The sequence below is a fragment of the Virgibacillus sp. CM-4 genome, assembly GCF_000445495.1.
Lineage (GTDB): Bacteria > Bacillota > Bacilli > Bacillales > Amphibacillaceae > Virgibacillus > Virgibacillus salexigens.
The window spans coordinates 1,297,961-1,324,587 of sequence record NZ_AUQA01000002.1 but is presented as its reverse complement, the minus strand read 5'-3'; the positions used below and the strand labels follow the sequence as shown (position 1 = coordinate 1,324,587).

The following is a 26,627-nucleotide window of genomic DNA, read 5'->3' as shown; positions in this document are numbered from 1 at the left end:
ATAAAAATTTTTTGCATTGTCCATTGAAAGCGCATGCATTGGATTAGGTAATATGCTAGGATAGAAATGGCTTTATTCCTACTATATCGTAACAAAGGAAATACCCCCATTACATCAAATAAACAATGAAGTTTAACTTTTTACAACATCTCGAGATCTCACATAGGAGGATATGTATGCTTAACATTCTTGAAAATATTAATGAAGTACTTTGGGGAACACCAAGTTTAATATTATTAGTTGGGACTGGATTATTTTTAACATTTGTTTTAAAGGGCTTACAATTTAAAAATCTTGGATATGCTTTTAAAATTGCCTTTACAAAAGACAAAGAAGATGATGGTACGGAAGGTGATGTCAGCAATTTTAAGGCATTAATGACATCACTTGCTGGAATGGTTGGTAATGGAAACATTGCTGGTGTAGCAACAGCGGTTACCCTCGGTGGACCAGGAGCAATCTTCTGGATGTGGATCGTTGGACTAGTAGGAATGGCGACGAAATATGCAGAAGCTTTACTTGCTATGAAATATCGTGTTAAAAATGATGACGGAGAATATTCCAGTGGCCCGATGTACTATATCGAAAGAGGTATAGGGAAGAAATGGAAGCCCCTTGCTCTTGCCTTTGCATTTTTTGGTGCTTTCGCGGCATTAGGAATTGGAAATAGTGTACAGTCAAACACAATCGCAGACGTGATGGAAAATAGTTTTAATATAAATGGTATAACTACGGGTGTTATTCTTGTTATATTTACATCGTTGATCATTTTCGGTGGGCTGCAGCGTATCAGTTCAGTGGCTAGTGTGTTTGTGCCGCTCATGGCAATTCTATATATTGGTGCGTCACTTCTAATCATTGGTTTAAATTATGATAAAATTATCCCTGCTTTTGATTTAATATTTACCTATGCATTTCATCCCATATCAGCTGTAGGTGGATTTTCTGGTGTGGTTGTGACAGAGGCGATTCGAAATGGCGTATCGAAAGGAATCTTTTCGAATGAAGCTGGACTTGGTACAGTTGCTTTGATTGCTGGAAATGCAAAGACTAGCCATCCAGTGAAACAGGCCTTAGTGGCAATGACTGGGACTTTCATTGTAACGATCATTGTTTGTACGATGACTGGGCTTGTATTATTAGTAACGGGTTTTTGGGATACAACAGGCGGGCTTCTTTCAGGAGTTACGCATGATGCAGGGCTTGAAGCGGGTGCCTTAACAAGTGCAGCCTTTGGTTCATCATTAGGTAATATCGGTGAATATATTGTATCCATATCTGTCGTTTTCTTTGGATTCTCGACTATCTTAGGATGGTATGTATACGGTATTAAATGTTTTGAGTATTTATTCGGATTAAACTATATTAGTGTTTATCGTACGATTTATATAGGAGCTACCTTTATCGGAACCATTGCGAAGTTAACAACGGTGTGGGCATTTGCTGATATGGCTAACGCCTTGATGATGATTCCAAACCTTATTGGGCTATTACTCTTATATAAAGTAGTTGCAACTGAGACGAATGATTATTTCAGTAACTTTTATAAACAATCTGGCAAAAAAATTGGCTAGCGGGATGGGTAGATGTAAGATCCTTTGAGATGTATTTGCTTTTCCAGTATAATTAGGAAAAACGATTATTGTAGGAAATAAAGGACTGGTGAGTGAAATGAGCGCTGAACACATGCATTTAGAAAATCAACTATGTTTTCTACTATATGCCAGTTCAAGAGAAGTTACCAAACAATATAAACCGCTTTTAGAAAAACTAAATATTACGTATCCACAATATTTAGTGCTGTTACTACTATGGCAATATAAAAAAATGCCGGTGAAACAGATTGGACTCTATTTACATCTTGATACAGGAACTCTCACACCTATGTTGAAACGTATGGAGCAACAGGATATTGTTCGCCGGATTCGTTCAATTGAAGATGAGCGGACCGTAAATGTGGTTTTAACGGAAAAAGGAGAACAATTACAACAGGAAGCTTCTGATATTCCTATTAAAATTATAGATAAATTTGGAATGGAAATAGAACAAATCGAACAACTTCGAAATCAACTAGAGCTGCTCCTGGACCGATTAAATCATCAAAAGTAGCTAAAACATAATTTTACCTCATCTGTTTCCCAGGTACGGTCTCAGTAGAATTTTAAAAAACCCGAACGATAATCTGCATAAACGAAGTTATATGCAGATTATCGTTCGGGTTATTCTATATCTCAATGGCTTTTTGATTTCTGTTTACCTATGAGTAGGATATAAAGCGGTTGTAGCTTACTTAACGCTTGTAATTAATTCAACCTCCACGTTGCCTGTAGTTGCTTTTGAGTAGGGACATACGTGGTGCGCTTTTTCTACCAGATTGTCTAATGTTGTTTGAGTGATACCGGTCCCAATTACCTCTAGCTTCACACCTAATTTAAATCCATTATCTTTTTCATCCTTGTACATGCTAACATGTGCGATGACTTCACTATCTAAGTCAATTTTCTGTTGATTTGCTGTCATTTCTAACGCGCTACCGAAACAAGCAGCATATCCAGCAGCAAATAGCTGTTCTGGGTTGGTAGCTTCTGGTTTCTCTTTGGCTTTTGCTGTGCCTGGCATTGCAATATCATGTTCTAATCTGCCATCGCTAGAAACAATTTTCCCATTTCTACCTCCTACAGAAGAAACGGTGGTTGTAAACATTGGTTTCATTATATAACCCTCTCTCATTTAAATTTTATAAAATTAAATTGCGCACGATTTAATAGTACTAAATAGATAAACATTCGTCAATAAAAAGACCGAGTAATTTAACTACAACAATGTTCTTCGTTAATTTCCTATAAAATTTTTTGTATATACAGTATAATTAACCTATGAATGCTAAATGATTGAAACTAAAGGAAGGTAATTCATGACGGAAGAAAATATAACACGTATGCATATAAATAATAAAGAATATATCCTGATTGGAACAGCACATGTTTCCAAGCATAGCGCGGAACAAGTGAAAGCTGTAATTGAAGAAGAACGGCCAGATTCGGTATGTATCGAGTTGGATGAACAACGTTATCAATCAGTGAAAGATGGAAACAGTTGGAAAGATATGGATATTTTTAAGGTGATTAAAGATAAGAAAGCCTCCCTATTATTAATGAATCTAGCTATTTCGTCGTTTCAAAAAAAGATGGCCAAACAATTTGGAATTAATCCAGGGCAAGAGATGATTCAAGGGATGGAATCTGCTCAAGCTGTTGATGCTGAGCTAGTGTTGGCTGACCGAAATATCCAAATTACATTTGCTCGAATTTGGAGCAGCATTGGATTAAAAGGGAAGGCAATCTTGCTTGCGCAGGTAATTGCTAGTATCTTCAGTAGAGAAACGATATCAGAAGAAGAATTAGAAAGAATGAAAAATCAGGATACCATTCATACCATTTTGCAAGAATTTACCGATTCATTTCCGAAGTTGAAGAAACCATTAATTGACGAGCGAGACCAATATTTAGCACAGAAAATCAAAGAGGCATCCGGCGATAAAATCGTTGCGGTATTAGGAGCTGCCCATGTGCCGGGGATTAAAGAACAAATTAAACAGGATCATGATTTACATACATTGGCAGAGGTACCTCCGAAATCAAATATTCCAAAAATAATTGGGTGGTCCATTCCCGTTCTTATTTTAGCGATTATTGTCTATACGTTTATGGCAAATCCTCAAGCTGGATGGGAACAAACATTAAGTTGGATCATCTGGAACGGTAGTCTATCGGCAATTGGTGCATTAATTGCTATGGGCCATCCATTGACCATTCTTACTGCTTTTGTCGTTGCGCCAATTACTTCGCTGAATCCCTTACTAGCTGCAGGCTGGTTCGCTGGCTTTGTACAAGCATATATTCGCAGGCCGCATGTACGAGATTTTGAGACATTATCGGAAGATGTCTTTTCCGTCAAAGGGTTTTGGAAAAACAAAGTAACCAGAGTACTATTAATTATTGTGCTTGCAAACTTAGGAAGCTCACTTGGAACCTTTATTGGCGGAGTAGATGTAATTCGTGTGTTTTTAGAAAACTTATAAATCCTACGTTCCATGAATGATTTCGAACATTTCCATTTACGTAAAAAAGGAGATGATTTGTATGAGGGTGGATAAAGAAGCACAAATCATTGACGACATCATGGAAAAGATTATTAGTAAGTCCATAAAGCCTGGAGAAAAGCTTCCTTCTGAAAACAGGTTATCACAAGACTATGATGTACCGAGAATGACTGCTCGAAAAGCATTAACTACGTTGGAAGATCGAGGGTATATTTATTCAAAGCAAGGCACCGGACGCTTCCTGAAAGACGCATCTAGACCGATCCAATTACATCTAACAGGAAAGACAAGTTTTACAGAAAAGATGAAACAGGCCGGCTATCATCTAACAACGGAAAATATGTATTGTGAACCAATTGCCTATGACCAAAAGATTTACGGAATCTTACAGGCGAATGAAGCAGAAACGGTGTTTAATATTGGCAGGTTACGATACATAGATGAAGAGCCGATTGCGATTCATCAGTCATTTGTTAGGGAAGCGAAATTTCTTGATATTGCTACAGAGGGTCAGGGGATTCTATCTATGTTTGCTTATTATCGAAGTCAAGGTTATACGTCATTTACAAGTAATCAAAGCTATTTAAGCACGAGCTTTCCCACATCTGATGAACAAAAATTATTATCTTGCAGTAGCATGGTTCCCCTGATCGTTGTAGAAAGTGAATGTGTAGATGTACCATCACAGGATGTACTTGAGTATACGAAAATTTTATACCGCAGTGATAAATTTAAATATGATATCACGATGAAGTAAATGGGAGCAGCAGTATGCGCTCCTCCCTATGCTTGTAGAGGAATTTTCTCTACAAGCTTTTTTAATGCTGCAATTTTAATGGAATACTTCATTATAATTGTATTTGAAAAGGTAGTGTAAGCACCTAACAAGGAAGTTTAGAGCGAAGAAATTATACCATTCAAAGAATTGCCCCGTTATTAAAAGCTATCGATGATGAACGAGGATATTTATTTTGCTTCTACCAATGGAGTTTTAGTTACCTGTGAGATCAATAGTTAGAATAAACATAATTTATTGAATATTGTTGACTTTCGAAAATAAACCAATTATAATCTTATAAATAACTAAATGAATGTAAAAAAACTCATTTGGATTCTTTTTATATGTTAAATCGATTAAATGTATATCATAATGCGGTTTCAATCTTTGGATTAGTTGATAAGCGTTCAAAACAAATCTCAATTATTTTAAGGGAGGAATGAAGGTGGAAACTAAAAAAATTGTCGATCCACAAAGGACTTCCAAGGCTACGCTACCTAAAAACTTAAAAGACAAATTGAAATTCGTTGGGCCTGGATTTGTTGTTGCAGCTACCGGTGTAGGAGCTGGTGATTTTGTTATGGCTTCCATTGCAGGAACAAGTTTTGGGTTGACGTTGGTATGGGTCATCATTGTAGGAGCTTTTATTAAATTTGTCCTAACTGAAGGAATAGGGCGTTGGTATTTAGCTTCTGGAAAAACCATTTTAGAAGGATGGCATATGACCGGTTGGTGGGCAACTGGCTACTTTGGAGTATACCTTATTTTAATGGGATTAATATACGGTTCAGCGATAACAGGAACGTGTGCAATGATAATGGTTGCTATGTTCCCGGGTACTTCTTTTTCCTTATGGGCAATCAGCTCGGGAATTTGTGGTTTCCTACTTGTTTGGTTCGGCAGGTATCAAGTGATTGAGAATTTCTTAAAGATATTAATTGGTGTAATGTTTATAAGTATAATTGGATCCGCGATCATGATTGTCGCAAATACAGGAAACGTAGCATATGGGCTAGCTCCCTCCATACCAAGAGGTTCATTTTTTAAGATATTGGGCATATTAGGAGGAGTTGGTGCTTCTATTACCCTTACCTCCTATGCATATTGGATCTATGCAAAGGGCTGGAGGGACAGGCGTTGGATTTCGATTATGAAACTGGATGTGTCAGTAGCTTATATAGTTACAGGTATATTTGCAATAAGCGTCATGATAATTGCCGCGGAATTATTGTTTGGTTCAGGAATAACAATTAGTGGCAATGAGGGACTTGTAGGTCTAGCTGATGCCTATGGTGCGAGGTTTGGAGATCTAGCTCGCTGGATTTTTCTAATTGGAGTATGGGGTGCTGTTTTCACATCTATCGTAGGACCTTGGCATGGGATGTCCTATTTGTTTGCAGATTTTGTTCGTATAGTAAAGAATAAAGGGCATAAGGCTTCAGGAAAAGAAAAGCCAATAAATGAAAAGGATTCGTCATTTCGATTCTATCTCTTTTGGATAACATTCCCACCGATGCTACTCTTGTTATTTAAACAGCCAGTGGCGATTGTGCTTCTATACGGTGCTCTTGGTGCGGCATTTATGCCAATTCTGGCTGCTGTCCTGTTGTATCTACTAAATTCAAAACACATTGATAAGACTGATCAAAACGGTAAGGTGAAGAATACTATTTTTGGCCTCATCATTTTACTATATGTATACCTCGGGGGCAGTGAGCTGTTTCAAATGATTTTTGGTTAGTTTATATGAATAGGCGGTTCGGTACATAGATAATATCCTGTCAACATTTTTATACATGACAAAATAACTTTCCCTTATAAATTACTGCTTAATACAACAGAACAACAACGAAATTACAGAAATACAAAACAAACTGGATGCTGGCATATGCCAGCTTTTTATTTTGTTCCTATTTCGATGCTATTTTAATGAAGATACCGAACCTTTAGCGAAAAAAGCGTGTGAAATTAGTTTTTCAGTCTCCTTAAAAGAACAAGGGATCTTGTTTGTTTTTTTATCTATCCTTTTTGTTTATTAAGGTTGTACCTGTAAATCTGATTTACAAATACTTTACGATCTCTTAAAACACAAGCACTTGGCAACAAGTTACGATAAGTGTGTAAAGGAGGTTGCTTGAATGAAAAGGCGTAGAAGGACTGAAATCCTGGTTCAATCAAATGCTGACCTAGCCGAACATCTGGCTGAAACGATTTTGCAGACATACACCTGTAAAGAAATCGTCCCCCCACATCATGGGTTAACGATGGTCAAGATGCGAGAATCGGCGAAGCAGTCATTATTTTATATTGGTGAAGTTCTAGTTACAGAAGCAAAGGTGGAAATCAATCAGTATATTGGTATTGGTATTGTACAGGGAATGGAAGAAGAACTGGCAAAGCATCTAGCAATTATCGATGCCGCCTATAATGCCACCTTACCAGAGACAAGGGAGTGGCAAGATTTGCTCTTACAAGCTGAGGCAGACCTTAAAGCTAAAAAAGCCAAGGAACAAGCTGAATTATTTGAGACCAAGGTTCATTTTGAAACGATGGACGTTTAATAGCATGAAAAATACAGTTCAGGAGAGATTTTATGGCGATGGATCAAGTTCATGACCTACAGCAAGTATATCGGAAAATATTGCATAGTATGTCTCATCCAGGCACGATTTCAAATCTAGAACCGTTTGCCGAAAAAGTGGATTATGATTTGCCATGTTACGAGGCAACATTTCTTAGTGCAATGACATTATTAGATGCAGAGGTGACCTTTGCTATAATTTCTGAAAATAGCCAGCAATTAAGTACGAAGCTTACTGCATATACCTTGGCAAAGTCAGCGCCAATTCATGAAGCAGATTACATTATTGTTCTTCAAGATGCGTTGCAACAAGATATAGTGGAAGCTTTGCAGCAATGCAAGATAGGGAATTTAATAGATCCGCAATTTTCATCTACGTGGTTTCTAGAAAGTTCTGGGATCGTGAATCAAGCAGAGTTGCTATTAACTGGACCAGGGATTAAGGATGAAACAGAATTACAAATAGGTTTAACAAAGGAATTATGGACAACTCGAAATAAACGTGTAAAGGAATATCCATTAGGAATAGATTTGATTTGCTTAGACAACGAGGCAAATCTTGTATGTGTGCCGCGAACAACAAAGATCGAAATATTGGAGGTGGTTTAAATGGGCTATGTTGCTGTAAAAGGCGGAACTAACGCGATAGAAGCATCCTTAAAACGACTAACATATGAACGGCTAAAGGATGGAGAAATTATTGAAGTTCAAACCATTATGGCTACCATGCGATCGCTTGTTGATCAAGTCATGTCGGAAAGCAGTCTTTATTCTCCGTATTTAGCAGCACTATCCATCAAACAGGCGAATGGAAGTATGGAAGAAGCGGTTTTTATTATGCGAGCTCATCGATCTACGCTGCCGAGGTTATACTATAGTGAAACGGTTGAATCTGAAACCATGTTCGTAGAACGTCGTATTTCTGCAAGTTTCAAAGATATTCCTGGTGGGCAATTACTCGGGGCCACAAATGATTATACCCATCGATTACTAGATTTTACCTTAATCAATGAGAGTGCTAGTACGAACGAATCTTGGCTCCATGACTACGAACAAGCATTACAACATGTAGGTGATGGTAATGAAGTTATCTATTTTCCAAAGGTAGTCGATCATTTAAGGCATGAGGGACTATTCGAAACCTATGATTGGGATAATAGCAAACCAACAGACATCACGAAAGAAAACTTGAGTTTTCCAGCTACAAGAAGTGCCAGGTTACAAACATTAACCCGCGGCCAAACAGGAGCAGTTACCGCTTTAGGTTATGCATCATTACGTGGATATGGACAAGTACATCCAACGGTTGGGGAAGTTCGAGTTGGAACACTGCCGATTTCCGTTGGTCACCCAAATGAAGCTGACGAGGACGAAGCAGATCACTACTATATAGGTAATATAAAAGTTTCAGAAGTCGAGTCGTTTGTGCCTGTTTCTGTAAAAAATAAACAAAATGAAAATGAGCTGGAGTTTGAAATTGGTTACGGAATATGCTACGGCCAAAACGAAACAAAAGCAATTGCAATGAGTATTTTAGATCAATGTTTAGAACATCCAGAGGCGGATTTTCCAACACATGATGAGGAGTTTGTGCTATTACATATCGATTCCGTGGAATCAACAGGATTCATTTCCCATTTAAAACTTCCACATTATGTTACCTTCCAATCCAAGTTAGATAGCATCCGTGAAGTGAAAAAGGAGGGGAAACAACAGTGATGACTGCGACACACTTTGCCTTTTTTGACGAAGGATCAAAAAAAGAAATTCGCCGGGCTACATTAAAAGCAGTTGCGATCCCTGGTTATCAAGTTCCATTTGCCTCAAGAGAAATGCCGATTGCTAGAGGTTGGGGAACGGGGGGATTACAGCTGACATTGTCTTTAATTGGAACCCAGGATACATTGAAAGTTATTGACCAGGGTGCTGATGAATCAGTTAATGCAGTTAGTATTAAGAAATTAGTTCAGGAAACAACTGGTGTAGACCTAACAGAACAAACCGAAGCAGCAACGTTGATTCAATCAAGGCACCGGATTCCGGAAGTTACGTTGACGGAAGACCAAATTCTCGTTCTTCAGGTTCCAACACCCGAACCACTCCGCAAAGTCGAGGCTCGTGAATACGTGACAAAAAGACTGCATGCAGAAGATGAATACAGCGGAGCTTGGCTCATGTTATTTGAACAAATTATGAAATATGGTAAGACGGCAACAGGTGCGGATCATCCAGTGTTTGTTAATCATCGTTATGTGATGGCTCCGAGCCCTATTCCTAGATTTGACAATCCGAAGATGCATCAATCAGAGGCATTAATACTTCTTGGTGCTGGAAGAGAGAAGAAAATCTACGCAATCCCGCCATATACGGATGTAGTATCCTTGGCGTTTGAAGATTATCCATTTACGGTGGAATCATTTGCTGGGCAACATTGTCATTTATGTGGGGCAGAAGATGTCTTCTTAGATGAATTAATCGATGAAGCTACAGGTGAAACATATTATCAATGTAATGATACCAGTTATTGTATGGAACGGCTAAATAGCGGAGAACGACAGGAGGTGGTCCATAACCATGGGTGAGGAAGCACTATTACGCGTTCGAAATTTAGATAAACGTTTTGGGCCAGGGTGTCCAGAATGTAAGGAAAAAACGAATAGAAATTTGGAGAAGAACTATTGCTCTGTTTGTGGTACTGTCTACGCTTGCCAAGATGTTTCCTTCGATTTATTTCCCGGTGAAATTTTAGGTATTGTTGGAGAGAGTGGCAGTGGGAAATCAACCATGATGCAATGCTTATACTTTGACGCTGATGTTTCTTCGGGAGAAGCCACATTGAATGACCCGGAATTACAAGATGAAAATATGTTCCAGCTATCCTCTCAGAAGAAAAGATATATTCGTAACCATAAGTATGGCATGGTTTACCAGAATCCGGTTAATGGACTGAAAATGAATTTTTCCTCGATGGGTAATATTGCGGAAAAGCTAATTAGTGCTGGAAAACGAAATGTATCTGAAATGGAAACAACAGGTAACCAATTATTAGAAAGTGTGCATATTCCATTATTCCGTTCCAAAGAAGAACCAAGCAATTTTTCAGGTGGGATGCAGCAGCGTGTTCAAATTGCAAAAGCACTATCTAATAATCCACCAATTCTATTTTTAGATGAGGTTACTACTGGACTGGACTTGTCTGTTCAAGCAAATGTCTTGGACTTAATTAAAAAGATTCAACGTGAATCTGGGATTAGTATGGTCGTTGTATCTCATGATCTTGCGGTTATTCGGATGTTGGCAGACCGTACGGTTGTCATGTTGAACGGCTCCATTATTGAACAAGGTCTGACAGATCAAATCTTGGAAGACCCGCAGCATGCTTATACGCAGCGGTTGGTTTATTCATTATTGTAGGAGGGATAGCTACGGTGTACGTTATTCATAATGGGAAGGTAATCACAGAAGAAACAATTGAAGAAGGATGTGCCGTTGTCATCGAAGGGGAACGTATTAAAGAAATTATTTCAGAGGATCAAGTATTGGATTATCCGGATGCAGTGAAAATTGACGCACATGGTGGCTTTATTTCTCCAGGGTTTATCGATATTCATTCCGATTATATTGAAACACTGGCCTCTCCTCGACCTACGACTATGATGGATTTCGGTATTAGTTTAAGAGAGGCAGAAAAAATCTTGATAAGCCATGGTATTACTACCATGTTTCATTCACTATCCTTTTATCGCGATGACATTTTTAATCATAAGCCGATGCGTAATCCAGCCAATGTCCAACGTATGGTAGATGCAATAGCAGCAACACATAATCAACCGCATTTAATTCGTCATCGATTGCATGCTCGATTTGAGATTGACAATGTGAATGAGGTGGATCGACTCATAGAAAATATTAATAATGATAAAGTACATCTATTATCTTTTATGGACCATACACCAGGACAAGGACAGTACCGTGACTTAGAAGTATATCGGAAAACACTAAAAGGGTATCGTAATCTATCTGACGAAGATGTGCAAACGATTATCTTAGATCGTCAGAATACGGAATGTTTAACTATTCATCAAATTAGCGAAATCGCAGCTGTCGCCATTTCAAAAGGCATTGCAGTAGCTTCTCATGATGATGATTATTCAGAAAAACTAGATTTAGTACGTTCTTATGGAACGACAATTAGTGAGTTTCCGATAACCTTAGATGTAGCTAAAAAGGCGAAAGAGATAGGTTTGCAGACGATTGCAGGTGCTCCTAACGTCATGCTGGGGGGCTCCCATTCTGGGAATCTATCAGCAGCTCAAGCTATATCCGAAAATTGTATCGATATTCTTTGCAGTGATTATTATCCCGCTGCCTTACTTCATGCCATCTTTACATTGACTGACACGTATGACAATAACTTACATGATATGTTTATGAAGGTTACACTCAACCCAGCAAAAGCTGTACAAATGGATGAAGAGATTGGCTCCATTCGGGCTGGGAAGAGGGCAGATATAATTGTTATTGAACGAATGGATGATGGTTATCCAATGCTAACAGCTGCGATGGTGAATGGTGCATTAATGACAACGACGAATTATCGCACAAATTAAGAAGAACAGGAGGTACGATAATGGCAATGTTAGAGGTTACGAATTTTGGCAAGCGATTTACAATTCATCATCTAGGCAAAACCATGCAAGCCATAGAACAGATTAATTTCTCTTTAGATGCAGGAGAATTTATCGGCATTGCGGGTAAGAGTGGTAGTGGCAAATCTACCATACTAAAAAGTATCTACCGTACCTACTTGCCAGATAAAGGAAGTATTGTATATGACTCGAAGCGCTATGGGTTGATCGACTTAGCACATGCAACAGAACGTGAGGTTCTCTATCTCCGAAAACATGAAATTGGCTACGTATCGCAATTTTTAAACGTCATGCCACGGACAACATCTAGACAACTTATCGAAAAAGCAATGCTGGAAATGGGAGAGCCAACAGCGATTGCTAAGATAGAAGCAGAAAAAGCATTGAATCATTTTGAGCTTGATAGGGAATTATGGGATACCTACCCAAATACATTTTCGGGTGGAGAAAAACTGAGGCTTAATATTGCAATGGCAACCGTAAAACAACCAAGATTACTATTATTAGATGAACCAACTGCTAGTTTGGATCAACAATCAAAGGTAAAAGTACGGGAAATCATCGAAAAATTGAAAACAAATGGAACTACACTAATCGGGATTTTCCATGATATTGAATTTATGAATGGCCTCTGTGACAAAGTCTTTGATATGAGAACAAGAGCGATACGATCTCCCAAGGAAGGTGTTATCCGTGAAGGCTGACCTCCATGTGCATAGCTATTATTCTGATGGGTCAGATGCTGTTTGTACTGTTCTAAAAAAGGCGGCACAACAGGGGGTTACCCATCTGAGTTTTGTGGATCATGATAGTACGGATGGTTTGATAGAAAAACAAACCCTTGGCAGTACCTTTGGAATCGAAGTAATTCCGGGAATTGAGATCTCTGCTTATGATTTTAAGCGAGATCGAAAGGTACATGTCCTAGGCTATCATTATCAAACGCCGGCGAAACATATCAATGCGCTTTGTCAAGCAGTACGTAGGAGAAGGCAACGTCATACGTTATGGCAGATTGACCAGTTAAATCGTCATGGTTATTACTTGGATAAACAAATGATCATTGAATCAGCGAAGCCAAGCTCGATTATTTATAAACAACATGTGATGGAACATATAACGGAGGCTGATTTCAATTCAGCTGAATATCAACAGGTATATCAACGGTTATTTAAAGGGAAGGGTCCTGCAGCAGGTGATATTACGTATGTTGATGCGACAGATGCTGTAAAAGCAATTGTTGCGGACGGTGGACTGGCTGTAATAGCTCATCCCGGACAGCTTGATTCGTATGAATTAATTCCAGAGCTAATGGAAGTTGGTTTAGGTGGAATAGAGCGAAATCATCCTGATCATACGGAGGAGGATGTTCTTAAAGTAGAGGAATTAGCAAAGGAATATCACTTAGTCATGACTGGTGGAACAGATTATCATGGATATTTCGGTGCTCAGGTAGAAATTGGCTCGCTGACTAGTCCGATGCTTCCACTTCGAAAGAAGAAAAACAAATCGACTGTTGAGTAATTGTAAACAAGCTTAAATAATAGTTAAACTATTGTAAATATAAGCTATTTTTAAATTATTTATGTTTCAATGATATAGGACAATTGAATAGGCTTAAGAATCAGTCTGTCTATTTAATGGTCATAAATCTATAAATAAGGGGCGTTTAACATGAGAAGAGCATTTTCTAGGTTAGCTGTTTTACTTTTATTAGCTGTATTTGCTGTTGGCTGTTCAACAGGTAATGCAAATGGAGAACCCGAAGTAGATGATGTCATTGATATTGTTTGGTATCCAAATGAATCAGGAGAAGATTTGAAATCGTCTCGTGATGAGATTGGGAAAGTAATAGCGGATGCAACAGGGAAAGAAGTAGAACATCATTTAACTACAGATTATGCAATTGCAATTGAAACGCTAGTTAATAATAATGCAGATGTTGCATTTATGGGTGCACAAGGATATATCGAAGCAAATGACAGTAATGATTCGATTCAGCCGCTGGTTGTTCCAACAGGTCCTTCTGGCACACTAGACGATGCTGTTTATCACAGCTGGTTAGCTGTCAATGTTGATGACCAAGAAACGTTTAAAAAGGATGGCGAATTTTCATTAGACACGATTGCTGACAAGTCATTCTCATTTGTTTCAAATAGCTCCACATCAGGATTTAAAGTACCTTCTTCTAGTATTCTTGCACACTTTACCGAACAAGATCAATATGCCGATTTAACAGAAGAAGATTTAATGGAAGGTGGATCACTTTTCTCTCAGGTACTGTTTGGTAATTCCCATCAAGGTTCAGCCGTGAATTTATTATCTGGTAATGCCGATGTTGCTGCTTTCTGTGATACATGTGTGGAAAATTATGTGGAAATTACAGAAGGAGAAGAGAATAAGGTCGGCTCCGTTTATCGTGTCAAGGATGATGCCGCTGAACCATTCAATAAAGTGACTGGTAGTAAATTTACACTAATGAGTGTTACGCCAGTATTAAATGCACCGTTTGTTGCTAATATGGACACGTTAGGCGAAGAAGATTATAAGAAATTACAAGAAGCTTTAACCTCTGATGAAGTAGCAAATAATGCATCCATTTTTGTCCCAGAAGATGCAGAAGGATCTGCTTTATTCTTTAAATCTGGTGCCGAACGATTCGCTCCTGTAGAAGATGCATGGTTTGATCCGATTCGTGAAATCAATAAGTAAATAAAGCTTGTCAATAAACCAATAGAGTATGCACGGTAGAACGGCATACTCTTTTATCCTACCATGTAACTGACAGTGATCCTTAGGAGGCTACCAGTATACGTACGATTGTGTTCAGAGGTTTTAAGCATCTCGGAGTATTAACAATTGACGGGGGATAAAAGAACTCCCACCGATAGAAGCTTCACTATAAACAGAAAGGAGTAATGAAGATGGCATTATTACAAGTTATTGAGCTTGGTAAGTCCTACAACACAGAAACCCGTGTATTAAAAGGAGTTAATTTCGATGTAAAAGCAGGGGAATTTGTTTCTATTATTGGTCCATCTGGTGCTGGGAAGTCAACTTTACTTCGTTGTATCAATCGGATGGTATCGATAAGTGAGGGAAGTATACTATTTGATAATCAAGAAGTAAGTAGATTAAAGAAAAAGGATCTAAGAAAACTCCGTACGGACATTGGTATGGTATTCCAACATTATAACTTAGTACCAAGGTTAACGGTTATTGAAAATGTTCTTCATGGACGGTTTGGCTATAAATCAACCCTACAAGGTGTACTTGGGAGATTTAATGAAGATGAGAAAGCACGGGCATTTTATTTGCTGCACAAACTAGGAATTGAAGAGCATGCATATAAACGTTGTGATCAATTAAGTGGAGGGCAGCAACAACGAGTTGGCATTGCTCGTGCCTTGATTCAAGACCCCAAGCTTGTACTATGTGATGAACCTATTGCTTCCCTTGATCCAAATTCTTCAAAAATTATTATGGATCATTTAAAGAGCATTACTTCAGAACTAGGTATTACTTGTTTAGTTAATCTGCATCAAGTAGAAGTTGCTCATCAATATTCTGATCGGATTATTGGATTAAACGAAGGAGAAGTTGTCTTTGATGGACCAAATCACCAATTAACAGATGATAAGATTAATCGAATCTATGGAACACAAACACGAGAATTAATTACGGTGTAGGGAGAAATTAAAGTGAATGAAAAAGTCATGCAAAAACGAAAATGGCAAGCAACCTTATTCTTCATCCTTATTATAGCTGTTACGTATATATCAGCTTTTATTACTAACTTCAACCTTATGGAAGGCTTAACTGCATTCCCCCAAGCTATTGGTTGGATTTTCGCTAATTTACTGATTACACAGGAATCGCTAGAAAAGCTTCCAACCATTTTAGAGAAGCTGACAGAAACGATATTTATGTCGATTGCAGCTACAACAACAGCTGCAGTCGTATCCCTTTTCTTAGGTATAATGGGTTCAAAAACAACGAGTATAAATGGGGTATTAAGCGTGGCAGCCCGATTTATTGCTTCTGTATCTAGAAATATCCCAGTAGTAGCTTGGGCATTAATATTATTACTTTCCTTCGGACAAAATTCCGTAACGGGTTATTTAGCTTTATTTGTCGGTACGGTGGGTTTTCTAACGAGAGCTTTCATTGAATCGATTGATGAAGCGAGTCATAGTTCGGTTGAGGCTTTAACAGCAACGGGAGCAACCTATGTTCACATTGTTAATAAAGCGGTCATTCCACAAAGCCTTCCCCAAATCATTAGCTGGATACTGTTTATGATTGAAACGAATATTAGAAGTGCCACACTGGTAGGAATTCTAACTGGAACAGGAATTGGTTACACGTTTGATATGTATTATAAGTCAATGAATTATAATGCAGTTGCATTGGTTACTTTTAGTATTGTTATCGCTGTAATCGTGATCGAATTGCTATCAAACTATATACGGAAGGTGATCTTATAATGGAAACTTTATCAAAACCAACGTATATGAAACGCAACCGGGATGGCAGCATTTTAATTAAGGCTAGAAGTAAACAACAATTGGTTATGCGTGCAACGATCGGTTCATTGATTATTTTAAGTCTTATTGGTTTTCTGCTATTTGATTATACGGGCCTTGATTTAGCAAGTGCAATTACAGAAACGGCCTATAATCTAAAGGTAATGTTCGTTGAACCTGCATTAAATCATTTTAGTTTGGGAGAAGCTTTTTATCAAGTAGGTATTACATTGGGACTAGCGGTGCTCTCTACCGTTATTGGAGCAGTTATTGCATTGTTTCTTTCTTTGATGGCTGCTACAAACCTTTCGAATGCATGGGTTTCCAAAACGGTACGAATTGTCGTTGCGTTTATTCGAGCAGTACCAACTGTTCTATGGGTCCTCATCTTTGCAATCGCAGCAGGCCTAGGAAGTGAAGCCGCTGTTCTTGGAATGCTTTTTCATTCAATTGCTTATTTAGTAAAGGCTTTTTCCGAGGCATTTGAAGAGATAGATAAAGGGATCATAGAAGCATTACAATCGACCGGATCTAATTGGTGGCATATAGTTACCCATGGGGTACTACCTTCAACGTTTACATATTTATTATCATGGACGTTTCTTAGATTTGAGATCAATTTTTCGGTAGCTGTTGCAATGGGTGCAGCGGCAGGTGCCGGTGGGATTGGTTTTGAACTATTCATGGCTTCTGGATTTTACTTTGATCTCAGTGAGGTTGGATTTATTACCTATGCTATCCTACTGATTGCTATTATCTTGGAGGTATTGTCTACCCAATTGAAAAACCGTTATTTCCCTGCTTCGGTTCGAAGCGAAAGTTGAATGGTTAAAGCGCAAGTGTCTGTAGAGATTGGGACACTTGCGCTTTTCTATAAGGGAAGGTTATAAGATTTTTAATGTAATTTCTTTTACGGGAATCATCAAGTAGGCTAATGCATATAGTGTAATTAAACCGCGACCTTGATGGAGGGATCGAATGAATATATTAAACAAGGTGAAAACTTATCGTGAGGAAGAGCGCAAGCTGCAGTGGGAAGGTACGTTCGCGGAATATCTAGAGTTATTGAAAGAGAGACCAGAGATTGCTCAGACTGCTCATTCACGCATATATAATATGATCATGAGTTCTGGTATTACAGAAAAAGACGGCAAGAAGATGTATGACTTTTTTGGAGAAGAAATTTTTGGACTGGAAGATGCAATGGAAAGATTAGTGGAAGAATATTTTCATCCAGCAGCGAAAAGGCTGGATGTACGTAAGCGTATCCTATTATTAATGGGTCCTGTAAGTGGTGGGAAATCGACAATTGTAACCATGCTGAAACGTGGACTGGAAAAGTATTCACGGACAGAGGAAGGTGCTGTTTATGCAATTAAAGGATGTCCAATGCATGAGGACCCATTGCATTTAATCCCGCATCATTTACGTGAGGAATTTGCTGAGGAATATGGTGTGCGGATTGAGGGGAGTCTATCACCACTTAATACAATGCGCTTAGAAAAAGAGTACAATGGGAAAATTGAAGATGTACGGGTAGAGCGAATTTTCCTTTCCGAAGACAAACGTGTTGGCATCGGTACGTTCAGTCCTTCTGACCCCAAATCACAGGATATTGCCGATTTGACAGGAAGCATTGATTTTTCCACCATAGCCGAATATGGTTCTGAATCCGATCCAAGAGCTTATCGATTTGATGGAGAACTGAATAAGGCCAATCGTGGAATGATGGAATTTCAGGAAATGTTAAAGTGTGATGAAAAGTTCTTATGGCATTTGCTTTCATTGACACAAGAAGGAAATTTTAAAGCAGGTCGATTTGCATTAATTAGTGCGGATGAATTGATTGTCGCCCATACGAATGAAGCTGAGTACCGCTCATTTATTTCCAATAAAAAGAACGAGGCTTTGCATTCACGGATTATTGTGATGCCAATACCTTATAATTTGGAAGTTTCACAAGAGGAACGGATTTACCAAAAAATGATCAAAGAAAGTGATATGGCGCATGTTCATATTGCTCCTCACGCGCTAAAAGTAGCAGCAATCTTTTCTATTTTGACCAGGCTGGAAGATTCAAATAAGCAAGGTGTAGATATTGTAAAGAAAATGCGCCTGTACGATGGGGAAAGTGTTGAAGGCTTTAATCAAATGGATGTGGAAGAATTGAAGGCAGAGTTTCCAGTGGAAGGAATGAACGGGATTGATCCACGTTATGTAATTAACCGTATATCTTCTGCCATCATTCGTAAGGAAGTACCATCGATCAATGCTCTGGATGTGTTGCGCTCACTAAAAGAAGGTTTAAGCCAGCATGCATCCATCTCTCAGGAAGATAAAGAAAAGTATATGAACTATATTTCTATTGCAAGAAAAGAATATGATGAGATTGCTAAAAAAGAAGTACAGAAGGCTTTTGTTTATTCCTATGAAGAATCTGCGAAGACATTAATGGATAATTATCTAGATAATGTAGAGGCATATTGTAATAAGAATAAGCTGCGTGATCCACTTACTGGCGAAGAAATGAATCCTGATGAGAAGCTAATGCGTTCGATAGAAGAGCAAATTGGAATTTCAGAAAATGCAAAAAAAGCATTTCGGGAGGAAATTCTTATTCGTATTTCTGCGTATGCCAGAAAAGGAAAAAGGTTTGATTATAACTCGCATGAACGCTTACGCCAAGCAATTCAAAAGAAATTGTTTGCCGATTTGAAAGATGTTGTAAAAATAACGACTTCTACGAAAACACCGGATGAATCACAATTGAAGAAAATCAATGAGGTTATTGCAAGATTGGTTGACGAATATGGTTATAATTCTGTCTCAGCGAATGAACTGCTCCGATATGTAGGAAGTTTGTTGAATAGATAAGTAACTTTGTGCCAATAACAGGGTGGACGCGCGCCCTGTTATTTTTTATAGCAATTCTGTTTGATGGTAAATGAACCATTTTTACAAAATAGTTTAAATAATGCAATAATAACTTAGTGCTTGCATAGGATAGAGAAAGCATCAAAACAGAAGTAGATCAAATTGTATAGGAGGGGAAGGCATGCAAGAAGATAAGGGGAATTTTGTCGTATCGAAGGAAAACTGGTCCCTCCACCGTAAAGGTTATCAGGATCAAACACGTCATATGGATAAAGTGAAAGATGCTATTAAGAATAATTTACCGGACTTGGTAAGTGAAGAAAACATTATTATGTCAAATGGAAAAGATGTAATTAAAATTCCAATTCGGTCATTAGATGAATATAAGATTCGCTATAGCTATAATAAATCAAAGCATGTCGGGCAAGGAAAGGGAGATAGCCAAGTCGGTGACATTATTGCCCAAGCTCCAAAAGGAGATGAGCAAGGCCAAGGAAGAGGCAAAAAGGCGGGAGATAAACCAGGAGAAGATTACTATGAAGCGGAAGTATCCTTAGAAGAAATTGAGAATGCCCTCTTTCGAGAATTAGAATTACCTAATCTCCAAGAAAAAGAACAGGCCGAGATTACTACAGAAAGAATTGAGTTTAATGATATTCGTAAGAAAGGTTTAATGGGTAATATTGATAAAAAGCGTACCATTCTTACTGCAATAAAAAGGAATGCTAGAGAGGGCAGACCTGGGATAACACCGATCTATAATGATGACTTACGTTTTAAAACATGGAATGATGTAACCAAGCCAGAATCCAAGGCTGTTGTATTAGCAATGATGGATACAAGTGCCTCGATGGGAACATTTGAGAAATATGTGGCTCGTAGTTTCTTTTTCTGGATGACTCGCTTCTTACGAACAAAATATGAATCAGTGGAAATTGAATTTATTGCGCATCATACGGAAGCGAAAGTGGTATCCGAAGAAGATTTCTTTTCGAAGGGAGAAAGTGGAGGCACGATTTGTTCTTCTGCCTATTCCAAAGCGTTAGAACTAATCCAAGAACAGTATCACCCATCTCGCTATAATATCTATCCATTTCATATATCCGATGGGGAAAATATCACTTCCGATAACCCTACCTGTATCGACCTTGTAGAAAAGGTTATGAAGGTGTCTAGTATGTTTGGCTATGGTGAGGTAAATGGCTATAATCGAAAATCAACCTTAATGCGCGCTTTTGAAGAAATCGATGATCCGAAGTTTAGGTACTATATTGTGAAGGAAAAAGCGGATATTTACCAAGCATTAAAAACATTCTTCAAAAAAGAAGAAGCGTTGGTATAAAAGGAGAACCGGGCATTTCTGGAGTCCCATGACCCAGTGATGCGCCGGTTCTATTCATTGACAACCTCAATTGTATAAATGGCCCGATCCGTTACTAATGCAAATCGCTCGCCATCAAACTGATATAATGAGGTATCCTCCAGCGGTATTTCATACATAGACATAGGTAATTCTTCTAGGTGATTGGAAGCATTTTCTATTTCACCAACTCCATTTAAATGTAGTGCATGTAGTGGTTGATAATCATCGATTCTTCGGGTGTTTGTCTCATAGGAGACCGCAGAGAGATCAATGATGGTTTCATCATAATCATGTAGTTCCTGCTTTGCAATTTTTACACGTTTTCCATTCCATCTTTTTAACAGCTTATTAAATTGTTCGATGGTTAAAAATTGATCTGGCATACTAATTCCTCCTAATAGGTAGTTTTTCCCGAATGAAAGGAAACATACAAAGAATGATTAGATACTTGGTTTCGTTATCATCTCACTACTTCCATCCATTTCCATTTACCTATAAAAAATGACCAAGGAATTCTATTCCTTGGTCATAGTTTATGCAGATTGTTGTACATTTTCTTCTATTTTATTTCTCCACTTTCGCAAAATAACACCATGCTTAGGGCTGAATAAGAAAGCGGCAAGGAATAGCACACCTGTTGCTACGGCCATTGAACCCGCAATAGATACATTGAAGCTGACAGCGAACCAATAGCCCATTAATGCTGATACAACACCAATGACACCACTTAAAATAAGTAAAATAAGAAAGCGGTCTGTTAATAAATAGGCAGTTGCACCAGGTACGATAAGCATAGCGACGACTAGTATAGCTCCCACACTATCAAATGATGCTACCGTAGATAAGGATACCATGGTCATTAATAAATAATGAATAAAAACAACAGGTACTCCAATTAACGTTGCAAATTGCGCATCAAATGTTGACATTTTAATTTCCTTATAAAATAGGGTGATTAAAAGTAAATTGATGATGAGTACGGCACCAAGCATCCATACGGCAATAGGGCCATAGCTGACACCATTTATTGATAATGTATCCCAAGGTACAAAAGCAATCTCACCCATTAATGCATGCTGTACATCCAGGTGAACTTGATCCCCAATAAAGGAAATGAGTACAACTCCCAATGCAAACAAGGATGTAAATACGATACCAATTGCCGCATCGGATTGTACACCAGATGAATGGAGCATTTCCACAAATAGTGCTGTTAAAATACCGACGACTCCTGCACCGATCAACATGGGTACGCCATTCAGTGATTGTGTAACAAAGAATGCACCAACAATCCCTAATAAAACCGTATGGCTAATCGCATCTGCAATCATGGACATTTTTCGTAAAACCAATATCGATCCTGTCACGCCACAGGTTAGACCGACAAGACATCCAGTTAAGATAATCCACATTGTATAGGTCATGCGTGCTTCACCCCTTTAATGATAAGCCCTTTTTTTGATCCTAAGAACAAGGAAATGAAAAAGATAAGGGAGGCACTTAAAACAATAACTGGACCAGTTGGTAAATTATTAAAAGCTGTGCTTAAAACAGCACCACTAACACCAGCGATCGCACCAAATATACCAGCTAGTATCGTCATCCATCCAAGACGATCGGTCCAATACCTTGCAGAGATTGGCGGTGTAATTAATAGTGCAGCAATTAATACAACACCAACCATTTGAATACCTATGACAACTACAGCAACGACTAAAAACAAGAGAACGCCATTAAAGAATGTCACTGGTAATCCAATTCCTTTTGCAAACTGTGGATCAAAAATACTAATTTTAAATTCCTTAAAAAACAATGCCGTTAGGATGATCAAAACCAATGCACCAATGGCTATTAATTGAACATCACTCCTTACAAGGGAAGCTGCTTGCCCAAAGATAAATGAATCGAGTCCTGCTTGATTTCCGCTGGAGTTCTGCTGGATGTAGGTTAACAAAACAATACCAAGTCCAAAAAAAACAGAAATAATGATGCCGATCGCTGCGTCTGTTTTAATACGCGATTTATTCACGATGGTTTGAATCGATTGAGTTGCGATCAAACTAGTAACTGCCGCCCCTGCTAAGAGAAAAGGTACCGATTTGACTTGAAATAGAATATAAATAATACATACACCTGGCAATGCCGCGTGAGCCATAGCATCACTAATTAAACTTTGCCTTTTCAGTAAAACAAAACTTCCAATGACACCACTCGCAAAACCTAATAGTAAACTCCCTGCAAGCACCCATTGCAAGTTAGCACTGGAAAAAAAAGATGAAAAAGCGTCCATCTTACGTACTCTCCTTTACAGTAGCCGGGGCTTTTTGTAAGAATGCAATCTTTCCTCCGTATGCTTGTTCTAAATTATCAAGGGTAAATACGGTCTGCGTTTCTCCATAAGCAATAGGTGATTTATTTAATAATAATACGTGATCAAAATAATCATTTACTGTTTGTAAATCATGATGGACAACAAGGACTGTCTTGCCCTCTGCTTTCCATTCTTTCATCAATTGAATGATTGCTTTCTCCGTAGATGCATCCACACCTGCAAATGGTTCATCCATAAAGTAGACTTTCGCATCTTGAGCCATAGCTCTTGCTAGAAAGACACGCTGCTGTTGTCCGCCTGATAATTGACTAATCTGTCGAGTGGCGTAGTCTTGCATGCCAACTTTTTCAAGACAGGTTTTGGCCCATGTAACTTCTTTTTTGTTGGCGCGTTTGAACAAACCAATGTGATTATATCTTCCCATTAGTACGACATCGAGTGCATTAGTTGGAAAATCCCAATCGACTTCGCTGCGCTGTGGTACGTAACCGATAATTTTCTTCTGTGATTTTATTGGTTTATGAAATACTTCTACATTACCTGAGAGTGTAGGTAATAATTGTAAAATAGACTTAATAAGCGTTGACTTACCAGCACCATTCGGACCGATAATCCCGGTTATCGACCCTTCTGGTACAGCAAAAGACACATTTTCAAGTGCTAACTGTTTATCATAGGTTACTGATATATTCTTCACTGACAATGCATACATGCTATCCTCCACCTTACTTTAAAGATTCTACAATCGTTTCCACATTATGTCTAAACATCCCAATATAGGTACCTTCTTCTGTACCTTCTTCACCCATTGCATCGGAGTACAATTCACCGCCAATGGAGACATCATGTCCTTCCTCTTTCGCACCTTCTACTACCGCATTAATAGAACGTTCGGATACACTGCTTTCAACGAATACACCTTTAATATTTCGTTCGACGAGTACATCAATAATTCGTTGAATATCGTTGACGCCATAATCCGATTCGGTGCTTAACCCTTGAAGCCCTAATACTTCAAAGCCATAAGCTTCACCGAAGTAATTGAATGCATCATGAGCTGTTACAAGAACACGACTTTCTTCTGGAATTTCCTCAAATCTATCCATAGCGTATTCATTTAGTTTATCAAGCTCTTCTAGGTAAGCTTCGGTATTTTTAACATATGTTTCTTCATTGCTGGGATCCAGTTCGATAAGTCCGTCCCGGACAGCTTCGGCAGCATATTTCCACAAGTTAATATCGAACCATACATGGGGATCACTCACATCTGGACTGTCAGGGTCAGCCAGTAATGTATCCTCAGGAATACGCTCTGCCACTGGAATGGTTGGTTTTTCCTTTTTCATTTCTTCAAAGATTTCTCCCATTTGTCCTTCAAGATGCAAGCCGTTGTAAAAAATGATATCAGCACTTGTCATATTTTGAATATCGCCTTGGACTGCTTTATATAAATGCGGATCAACCCCTGGTCCCATTAGGCTATTTACTTCTACAAGCTCACCGCCAATATTCTTTGTTATATCTCCAATTTGGGCAGTAGTTGTTACAATTTCAACCGGTTTATCCTCTGAACCTTGTATCTCCTCTGATCCCGAGGAACAGCCTGCAACTCCGATAATAAATAGGGTAGTAATCATAAAAAATCCGATCTTTCTCAATGTGGTATTTCCCCTCTCTAATAAAGTTTGATTAATGCAAAACAAACCTAAAAAAATTCTCTTGCATTATATGTGAATCATGCTCTTGTTGTATTATGTCCAAAAGGTTTTATTGGTTATAAAAAGTTTCCTATAGGCAAATTATATGGCAATGGTTTAAATTTATCAATACTTTTGTTTAAAAACTTTGGACGTATCACTTATTAACTAGATCAATCGTCCTCATGTAGCATTTGAGTATAAAAGTGACCCCCTTTTATATCCGCTAAAGCTTTTCGGATAAACTGTAATCATTCTTTTATTTGTTCATAAACTGTATAAAGTACGTTTGGAGGGATCTATTTGACCGAAATGAAGAAACTCGATCGTGCCATTGACGAAATTACGGAAATTGCGTCCGGATTTGGGTTGGATTTTTATCCAATGCGTTATGAAATCTGTCCAGCAGATATTATTTATACATTTGGTGCTTATGGAATGCCAACACGTTTTAGCCATTGGAGCTTTGGAAAACAATTTCATCGGATGAAGCTGCAATATGATTTGGGACTGAGTCAAATTTATGAATTGGTGATTAATTCTAATCCGTGCTATGCCTTTTTACTAGATACTAATAGCCTTATTCAAAATAAATTGATCGTTGCTCATGTGTTGGCGCACTGTGATTTCTTTAAGAATAATGTGCGCTTTTCCAATACAAGAAGGGATATGGTAGAGAGTATGACGGCAACGGCTGAACGAATCGCTCACTATGAAATGATTCATGGAAAACAAGAAGTGGAAGCATTTTTAGATGCTATTCTTGCAATTCAAGAGCATATTGATCCGTCGATTATCAGACCCAAGTTACCAGATTATCAAATAGAAGAAGAGGAAGAGCAGCTATCTATACAAAAAACGCCGTATGATGACTTATGGAGCTTGGATGAGAAGGCTGAGAATAAACAAAAAAGGGAAATAAAAAAAAGAAAGAAGTTTCCTCCTCGACCAGAGAAAGATCTTCTGTTATTTATTGAAGAATATAGCAGAGAGCTAGACGATTGGCAACGAGATATATTGACCATGATGCGTGAAGAGATGCTCTACTTTTGGCCACAGTTAGAGACGAAAATTATGAATGAAGGCTGGGCTTCCTATTGGCATCAGCGCATTTTACGTGAGCTGGATTTAACGAGTGATGAAACGATTGAATTTGCTTCCTTAAATGCTGGAGTTGTTCAACCATCGAGGCATCAAATTAATCCTTATTATTTGGGAATAAAGATCTTTGAAGATATTGAGGAACGTTATAATCATCCTACCAAAGAGATGAAGGAATTGGGTGTTCAAGATAATTCAGGTAGAGAAAAAATTTTCGAAGTACGAGAACTGGAGTCAGACATATCATTTATTCGTAATTATTTAACGAAAGAATTGGTACAGCGAGAAGATATGTATTTATTTGAGAAGAAAGGAAGGAATTATCAAATTACGAATAAAGATTATGAAGCAGTCCGAGATCAATTAGTAACCATGCGTGTAAATGGTGGTTTTCCTTATATTACGGTAGAAAATGGAGATTATCTACGTAATGGGGAGCTCTATTTAGTTCATAATTATGAAGGAACGGAACTGGACCTTACTTATTTAGAACATGTTCTTCCTTATATTTATCAATTATGGGGCAAAACGGTTTATTTAGAAACCTATGTGGAGGAGAAGAAAGTCATCTATTCTCACGATGGGAAGAAAACGTACCATCGCCAATTATAGTCAAATGGGGTT

At 38.2% G+C, this 26,627-nt stretch carries 26 protein-coding genes; 20 read left to right on the top strand and 6 right to left on the bottom strand.

Annotated elements, in window-relative coordinates:
• Positions 1 to 176 precede the first annotated feature (176 nt).
• Positions 177 to 1,574, top strand: coding sequence for an alanine/glycine:cation symporter family protein (locus M948_RS29720; protein WP_021290087.1), 1,398 nt, complete (start codon positions 177 to 179; stop codon positions 1,572 to 1,574).
• A 97-nt stretch (positions 1,575 to 1,671) separates the two neighbouring features.
• Positions 1,672 to 2,109 carry a MarR family winged helix-turn-helix transcriptional regulator gene (locus M948_RS29715; protein WP_021290086.1) on the top strand — a complete coding sequence of 146 codons (438 nt, stop codon included), beginning with the start codon at positions 1,672 to 1,674 and terminating at the stop codon, positions 2,107 to 2,109.
• Between the two features lie 177 nt (positions 2,110 to 2,286).
• Here the strand turns inward: M948_RS29715 and M948_RS29710 are convergent, their stop codons facing one another.
• Complete coding sequence (locus tag M948_RS29710; protein ID WP_031335245.1) at positions 2,287 to 2,715, bottom strand: organic hydroperoxide resistance protein; 429 nt, start codon at positions 2,713 to 2,715, stop codon at positions 2,287 to 2,289.
• A gap of 199 nt (positions 2,716 to 2,914) precedes the next feature.
• Between M948_RS29710 and M948_RS29705 the strand changes: the two genes are divergently transcribed.
• The 17 genes from M948_RS29705 (at position 2,915) to yhbH (ending at position 20,852) form a co-directional block, all read left to right on the top strand.
• Entirely contained in the window at positions 2,915 to 4,081 is a 1,167-nt protein-coding gene (locus tag M948_RS29705; protein ID WP_021290084.1) for a TraB/GumN family protein, read from the top strand.
• A gap of 61 nt (positions 4,082 to 4,142) precedes the next feature.
• Entirely contained in the window at positions 4,143 to 4,859 is a 717-nt protein-coding gene (locus M948_RS29700) for a GntR family transcriptional regulator (protein ID WP_021290083.1), read from the top strand.
• 466 nt (positions 4,860 to 5,325) lie between these two features.
• On the top strand, positions 5,326 to 6,621 hold the full coding sequence (locus tag M948_RS29695; protein WP_021290082.1) for an Nramp family divalent metal transporter: 1,296 nt from the start codon (positions 5,326 to 5,328) through the stop codon (positions 6,619 to 6,621).
• Positions 6,622 to 7,018: 397 nt separating this feature from the next.
• A complete protein-coding gene (gene phnG / locus M948_RS29690; RefSeq protein WP_021290081.1) occupies positions 7,019 to 7,441 on the top strand; it encodes a phosphonate C-P lyase system protein PhnG in 423 nt (140 codons plus the stop codon).
• A 32-nt stretch (positions 7,442 to 7,473) separates the two neighbouring features.
• The gene (gene phnH, locus M948_RS29685; RefSeq protein ID WP_021290080.1) at positions 7,474 to 8,070 is read left to right on the top strand and encodes a phosphonate C-P lyase system protein PhnH; all 597 of its coding nucleotides are present in this window, start codon (positions 7,474 to 7,476) and stop codon (positions 8,068 to 8,070) included.
• Complete coding sequence (locus M948_RS29680) at positions 8,071 to 9,180, top strand: carbon-phosphorus lyase complex subunit PhnI (protein WP_021290079.1); 1,110 nt, start codon at positions 8,071 to 8,073, stop codon at positions 9,178 to 9,180.
• A complete protein-coding gene (locus tag M948_RS29675; protein ID WP_021290078.1) occupies positions 9,180 to 10,043 on the top strand; it encodes an alpha-D-ribose 1-methylphosphonate 5-phosphate C-P-lyase PhnJ in 864 nt (287 codons plus the stop codon). Before M948_RS29680 ends, M948_RS29675 begins: the two co-directional genes overlap by 1 nt.
• Positions 10,036 to 10,875 (top strand): ATP-binding cassette domain-containing protein, encoded by an 840-nt coding sequence (locus M948_RS29670; protein WP_021290077.1) that lies wholly within the window; start codon positions 10,036 to 10,038, stop codon positions 10,873 to 10,875. The genes M948_RS29675 and M948_RS29670 overlap by 8 nt, the downstream gene beginning before the upstream one ends.
• A gap of 14 nt (positions 10,876 to 10,889) precedes the next feature.
• Positions 10,890 to 12,071 (top strand): phosphonate metabolism protein PhnM, encoded by a 1,182-nt coding sequence (phnM, locus tag M948_RS29665; RefSeq protein WP_021290076.1) that lies wholly within the window; start codon positions 10,890 to 10,892, stop codon positions 12,069 to 12,071.
• A 20-nt stretch (positions 12,072 to 12,091) separates the two neighbouring features.
• Positions 12,092 to 12,814: a phosphonate C-P lyase system protein PhnL gene (gene phnL, locus M948_RS29660; protein WP_021290075.1), complete on the top strand. Its 723-nt coding sequence runs from the start codon at positions 12,092 to 12,094 to the stop codon at positions 12,812 to 12,814.
• Complete coding sequence (locus tag M948_RS29655) at positions 12,804 to 13,634, top strand: PHP domain-containing protein (protein ID WP_021290074.1); 831 nt, start codon at positions 12,804 to 12,806, stop codon at positions 13,632 to 13,634. Before phnL ends, M948_RS29655 begins: the two co-directional genes overlap by 11 nt.
• A gap of 150 nt (positions 13,635 to 13,784) precedes the next feature.
• Positions 13,785 to 14,822: a PhnD/SsuA/transferrin family substrate-binding protein gene (locus M948_RS29650; protein WP_021290073.1), complete on the top strand. Its 1,038-nt coding sequence runs from the start codon at positions 13,785 to 13,787 to the stop codon at positions 14,820 to 14,822.
• A 212-nt stretch (positions 14,823 to 15,034) separates the two neighbouring features.
• Positions 15,035 to 15,799 (top strand): phosphonate ABC transporter ATP-binding protein, encoded by a 765-nt coding sequence (phnC, locus tag M948_RS29645; RefSeq protein WP_021290072.1) that lies wholly within the window; start codon positions 15,035 to 15,037, stop codon positions 15,797 to 15,799.
• 12 nt (positions 15,800 to 15,811) lie between these two features.
• Positions 15,812 to 16,597, top strand: a complete 786-nt coding sequence (gene phnE, locus M948_RS29640; RefSeq protein ID WP_021290071.1) for a phosphonate ABC transporter, permease protein PhnE — start codon at positions 15,812 to 15,814, stop codon at positions 16,595 to 16,597.
• On the top strand, positions 16,597 to 17,460 hold the full coding sequence (locus M948_RS29635; RefSeq protein WP_021290070.1) for an ABC transporter permease subunit: 864 nt from the start codon (positions 16,597 to 16,599) through the stop codon (positions 17,458 to 17,460). Before phnE ends, M948_RS29635 begins: the two co-directional genes overlap by 1 nt.
• A gap of 154 nt (positions 17,461 to 17,614) precedes the next feature.
• A complete protein-coding gene (locus M948_RS29630) occupies positions 17,615 to 19,510 on the top strand; it encodes a PrkA family serine protein kinase (protein WP_021290069.1) in 1,896 nt (631 codons plus the stop codon).
• Between the two features lie 181 nt (positions 19,511 to 19,691).
• On the top strand, positions 19,692 to 20,852 hold the full coding sequence (gene yhbH, locus M948_RS29625) for a sporulation protein YhbH (protein ID WP_021290068.1): 1,161 nt from the start codon (positions 19,692 to 19,694) through the stop codon (positions 20,850 to 20,852).
• A 50-nt stretch (positions 20,853 to 20,902) separates the two neighbouring features.
• Here yhbH and M948_RS29620 read toward each other — a convergent pair whose 3' ends face one another.
• From M948_RS29620 to M948_RS29600, 5 genes are all read right to left on the bottom strand, one after another.
• A complete protein-coding gene (locus M948_RS29620) occupies positions 20,903 to 21,256 on the bottom strand; it encodes a hypothetical protein (RefSeq protein ID WP_021290067.1) in 354 nt (117 codons plus the stop codon).
• A gap of 150 nt (positions 21,257 to 21,406) precedes the next feature.
• On the bottom strand, positions 21,407 to 22,297 hold the full coding sequence (locus M948_RS29615; protein WP_021290066.1) for a metal ABC transporter permease: 891 nt from the start codon (positions 22,295 to 22,297) through the stop codon (positions 21,407 to 21,409).
• Positions 22,294 to 23,163 carry a metal ABC transporter permease gene (locus M948_RS29610; RefSeq protein ID WP_021290065.1) on the bottom strand — a complete coding sequence of 290 codons (870 nt, stop codon included), beginning with the start codon at positions 23,161 to 23,163 and terminating at the stop codon, positions 22,294 to 22,296. The genes M948_RS29615 and M948_RS29610 overlap by 4 nt, the downstream gene beginning before the upstream one ends.
• A 1-nt stretch (position 23,164) precedes the next feature.
• A complete protein-coding gene (locus M948_RS29605; protein ID WP_021290064.1) occupies positions 23,165 to 23,917 on the bottom strand; it encodes a metal ABC transporter ATP-binding protein in 753 nt (250 codons plus the stop codon).
• Between the two features lie 13 nt (positions 23,918 to 23,930).
• Entirely contained in the window at positions 23,931 to 24,863 is a 933-nt protein-coding gene (locus tag M948_RS29600) for a metal ABC transporter solute-binding protein, Zn/Mn family (RefSeq protein WP_021290063.1), read from the bottom strand.
• Positions 24,864 to 25,214: 351 nt separating this feature from the next.
• Here M948_RS29600 and M948_RS29595 point away from each other — a divergent pair, with 351 nt between their 5' ends.
• Positions 25,215 to 26,615: a SpoVR family protein gene (locus tag M948_RS29595; RefSeq protein WP_031335241.1), complete on the top strand. Its 1,401-nt coding sequence runs from the start codon at positions 25,215 to 25,217 to the stop codon at positions 26,613 to 26,615.
• The last annotated feature ends 12 nt before the right edge of the window (positions 26,616 to 26,627 follow it).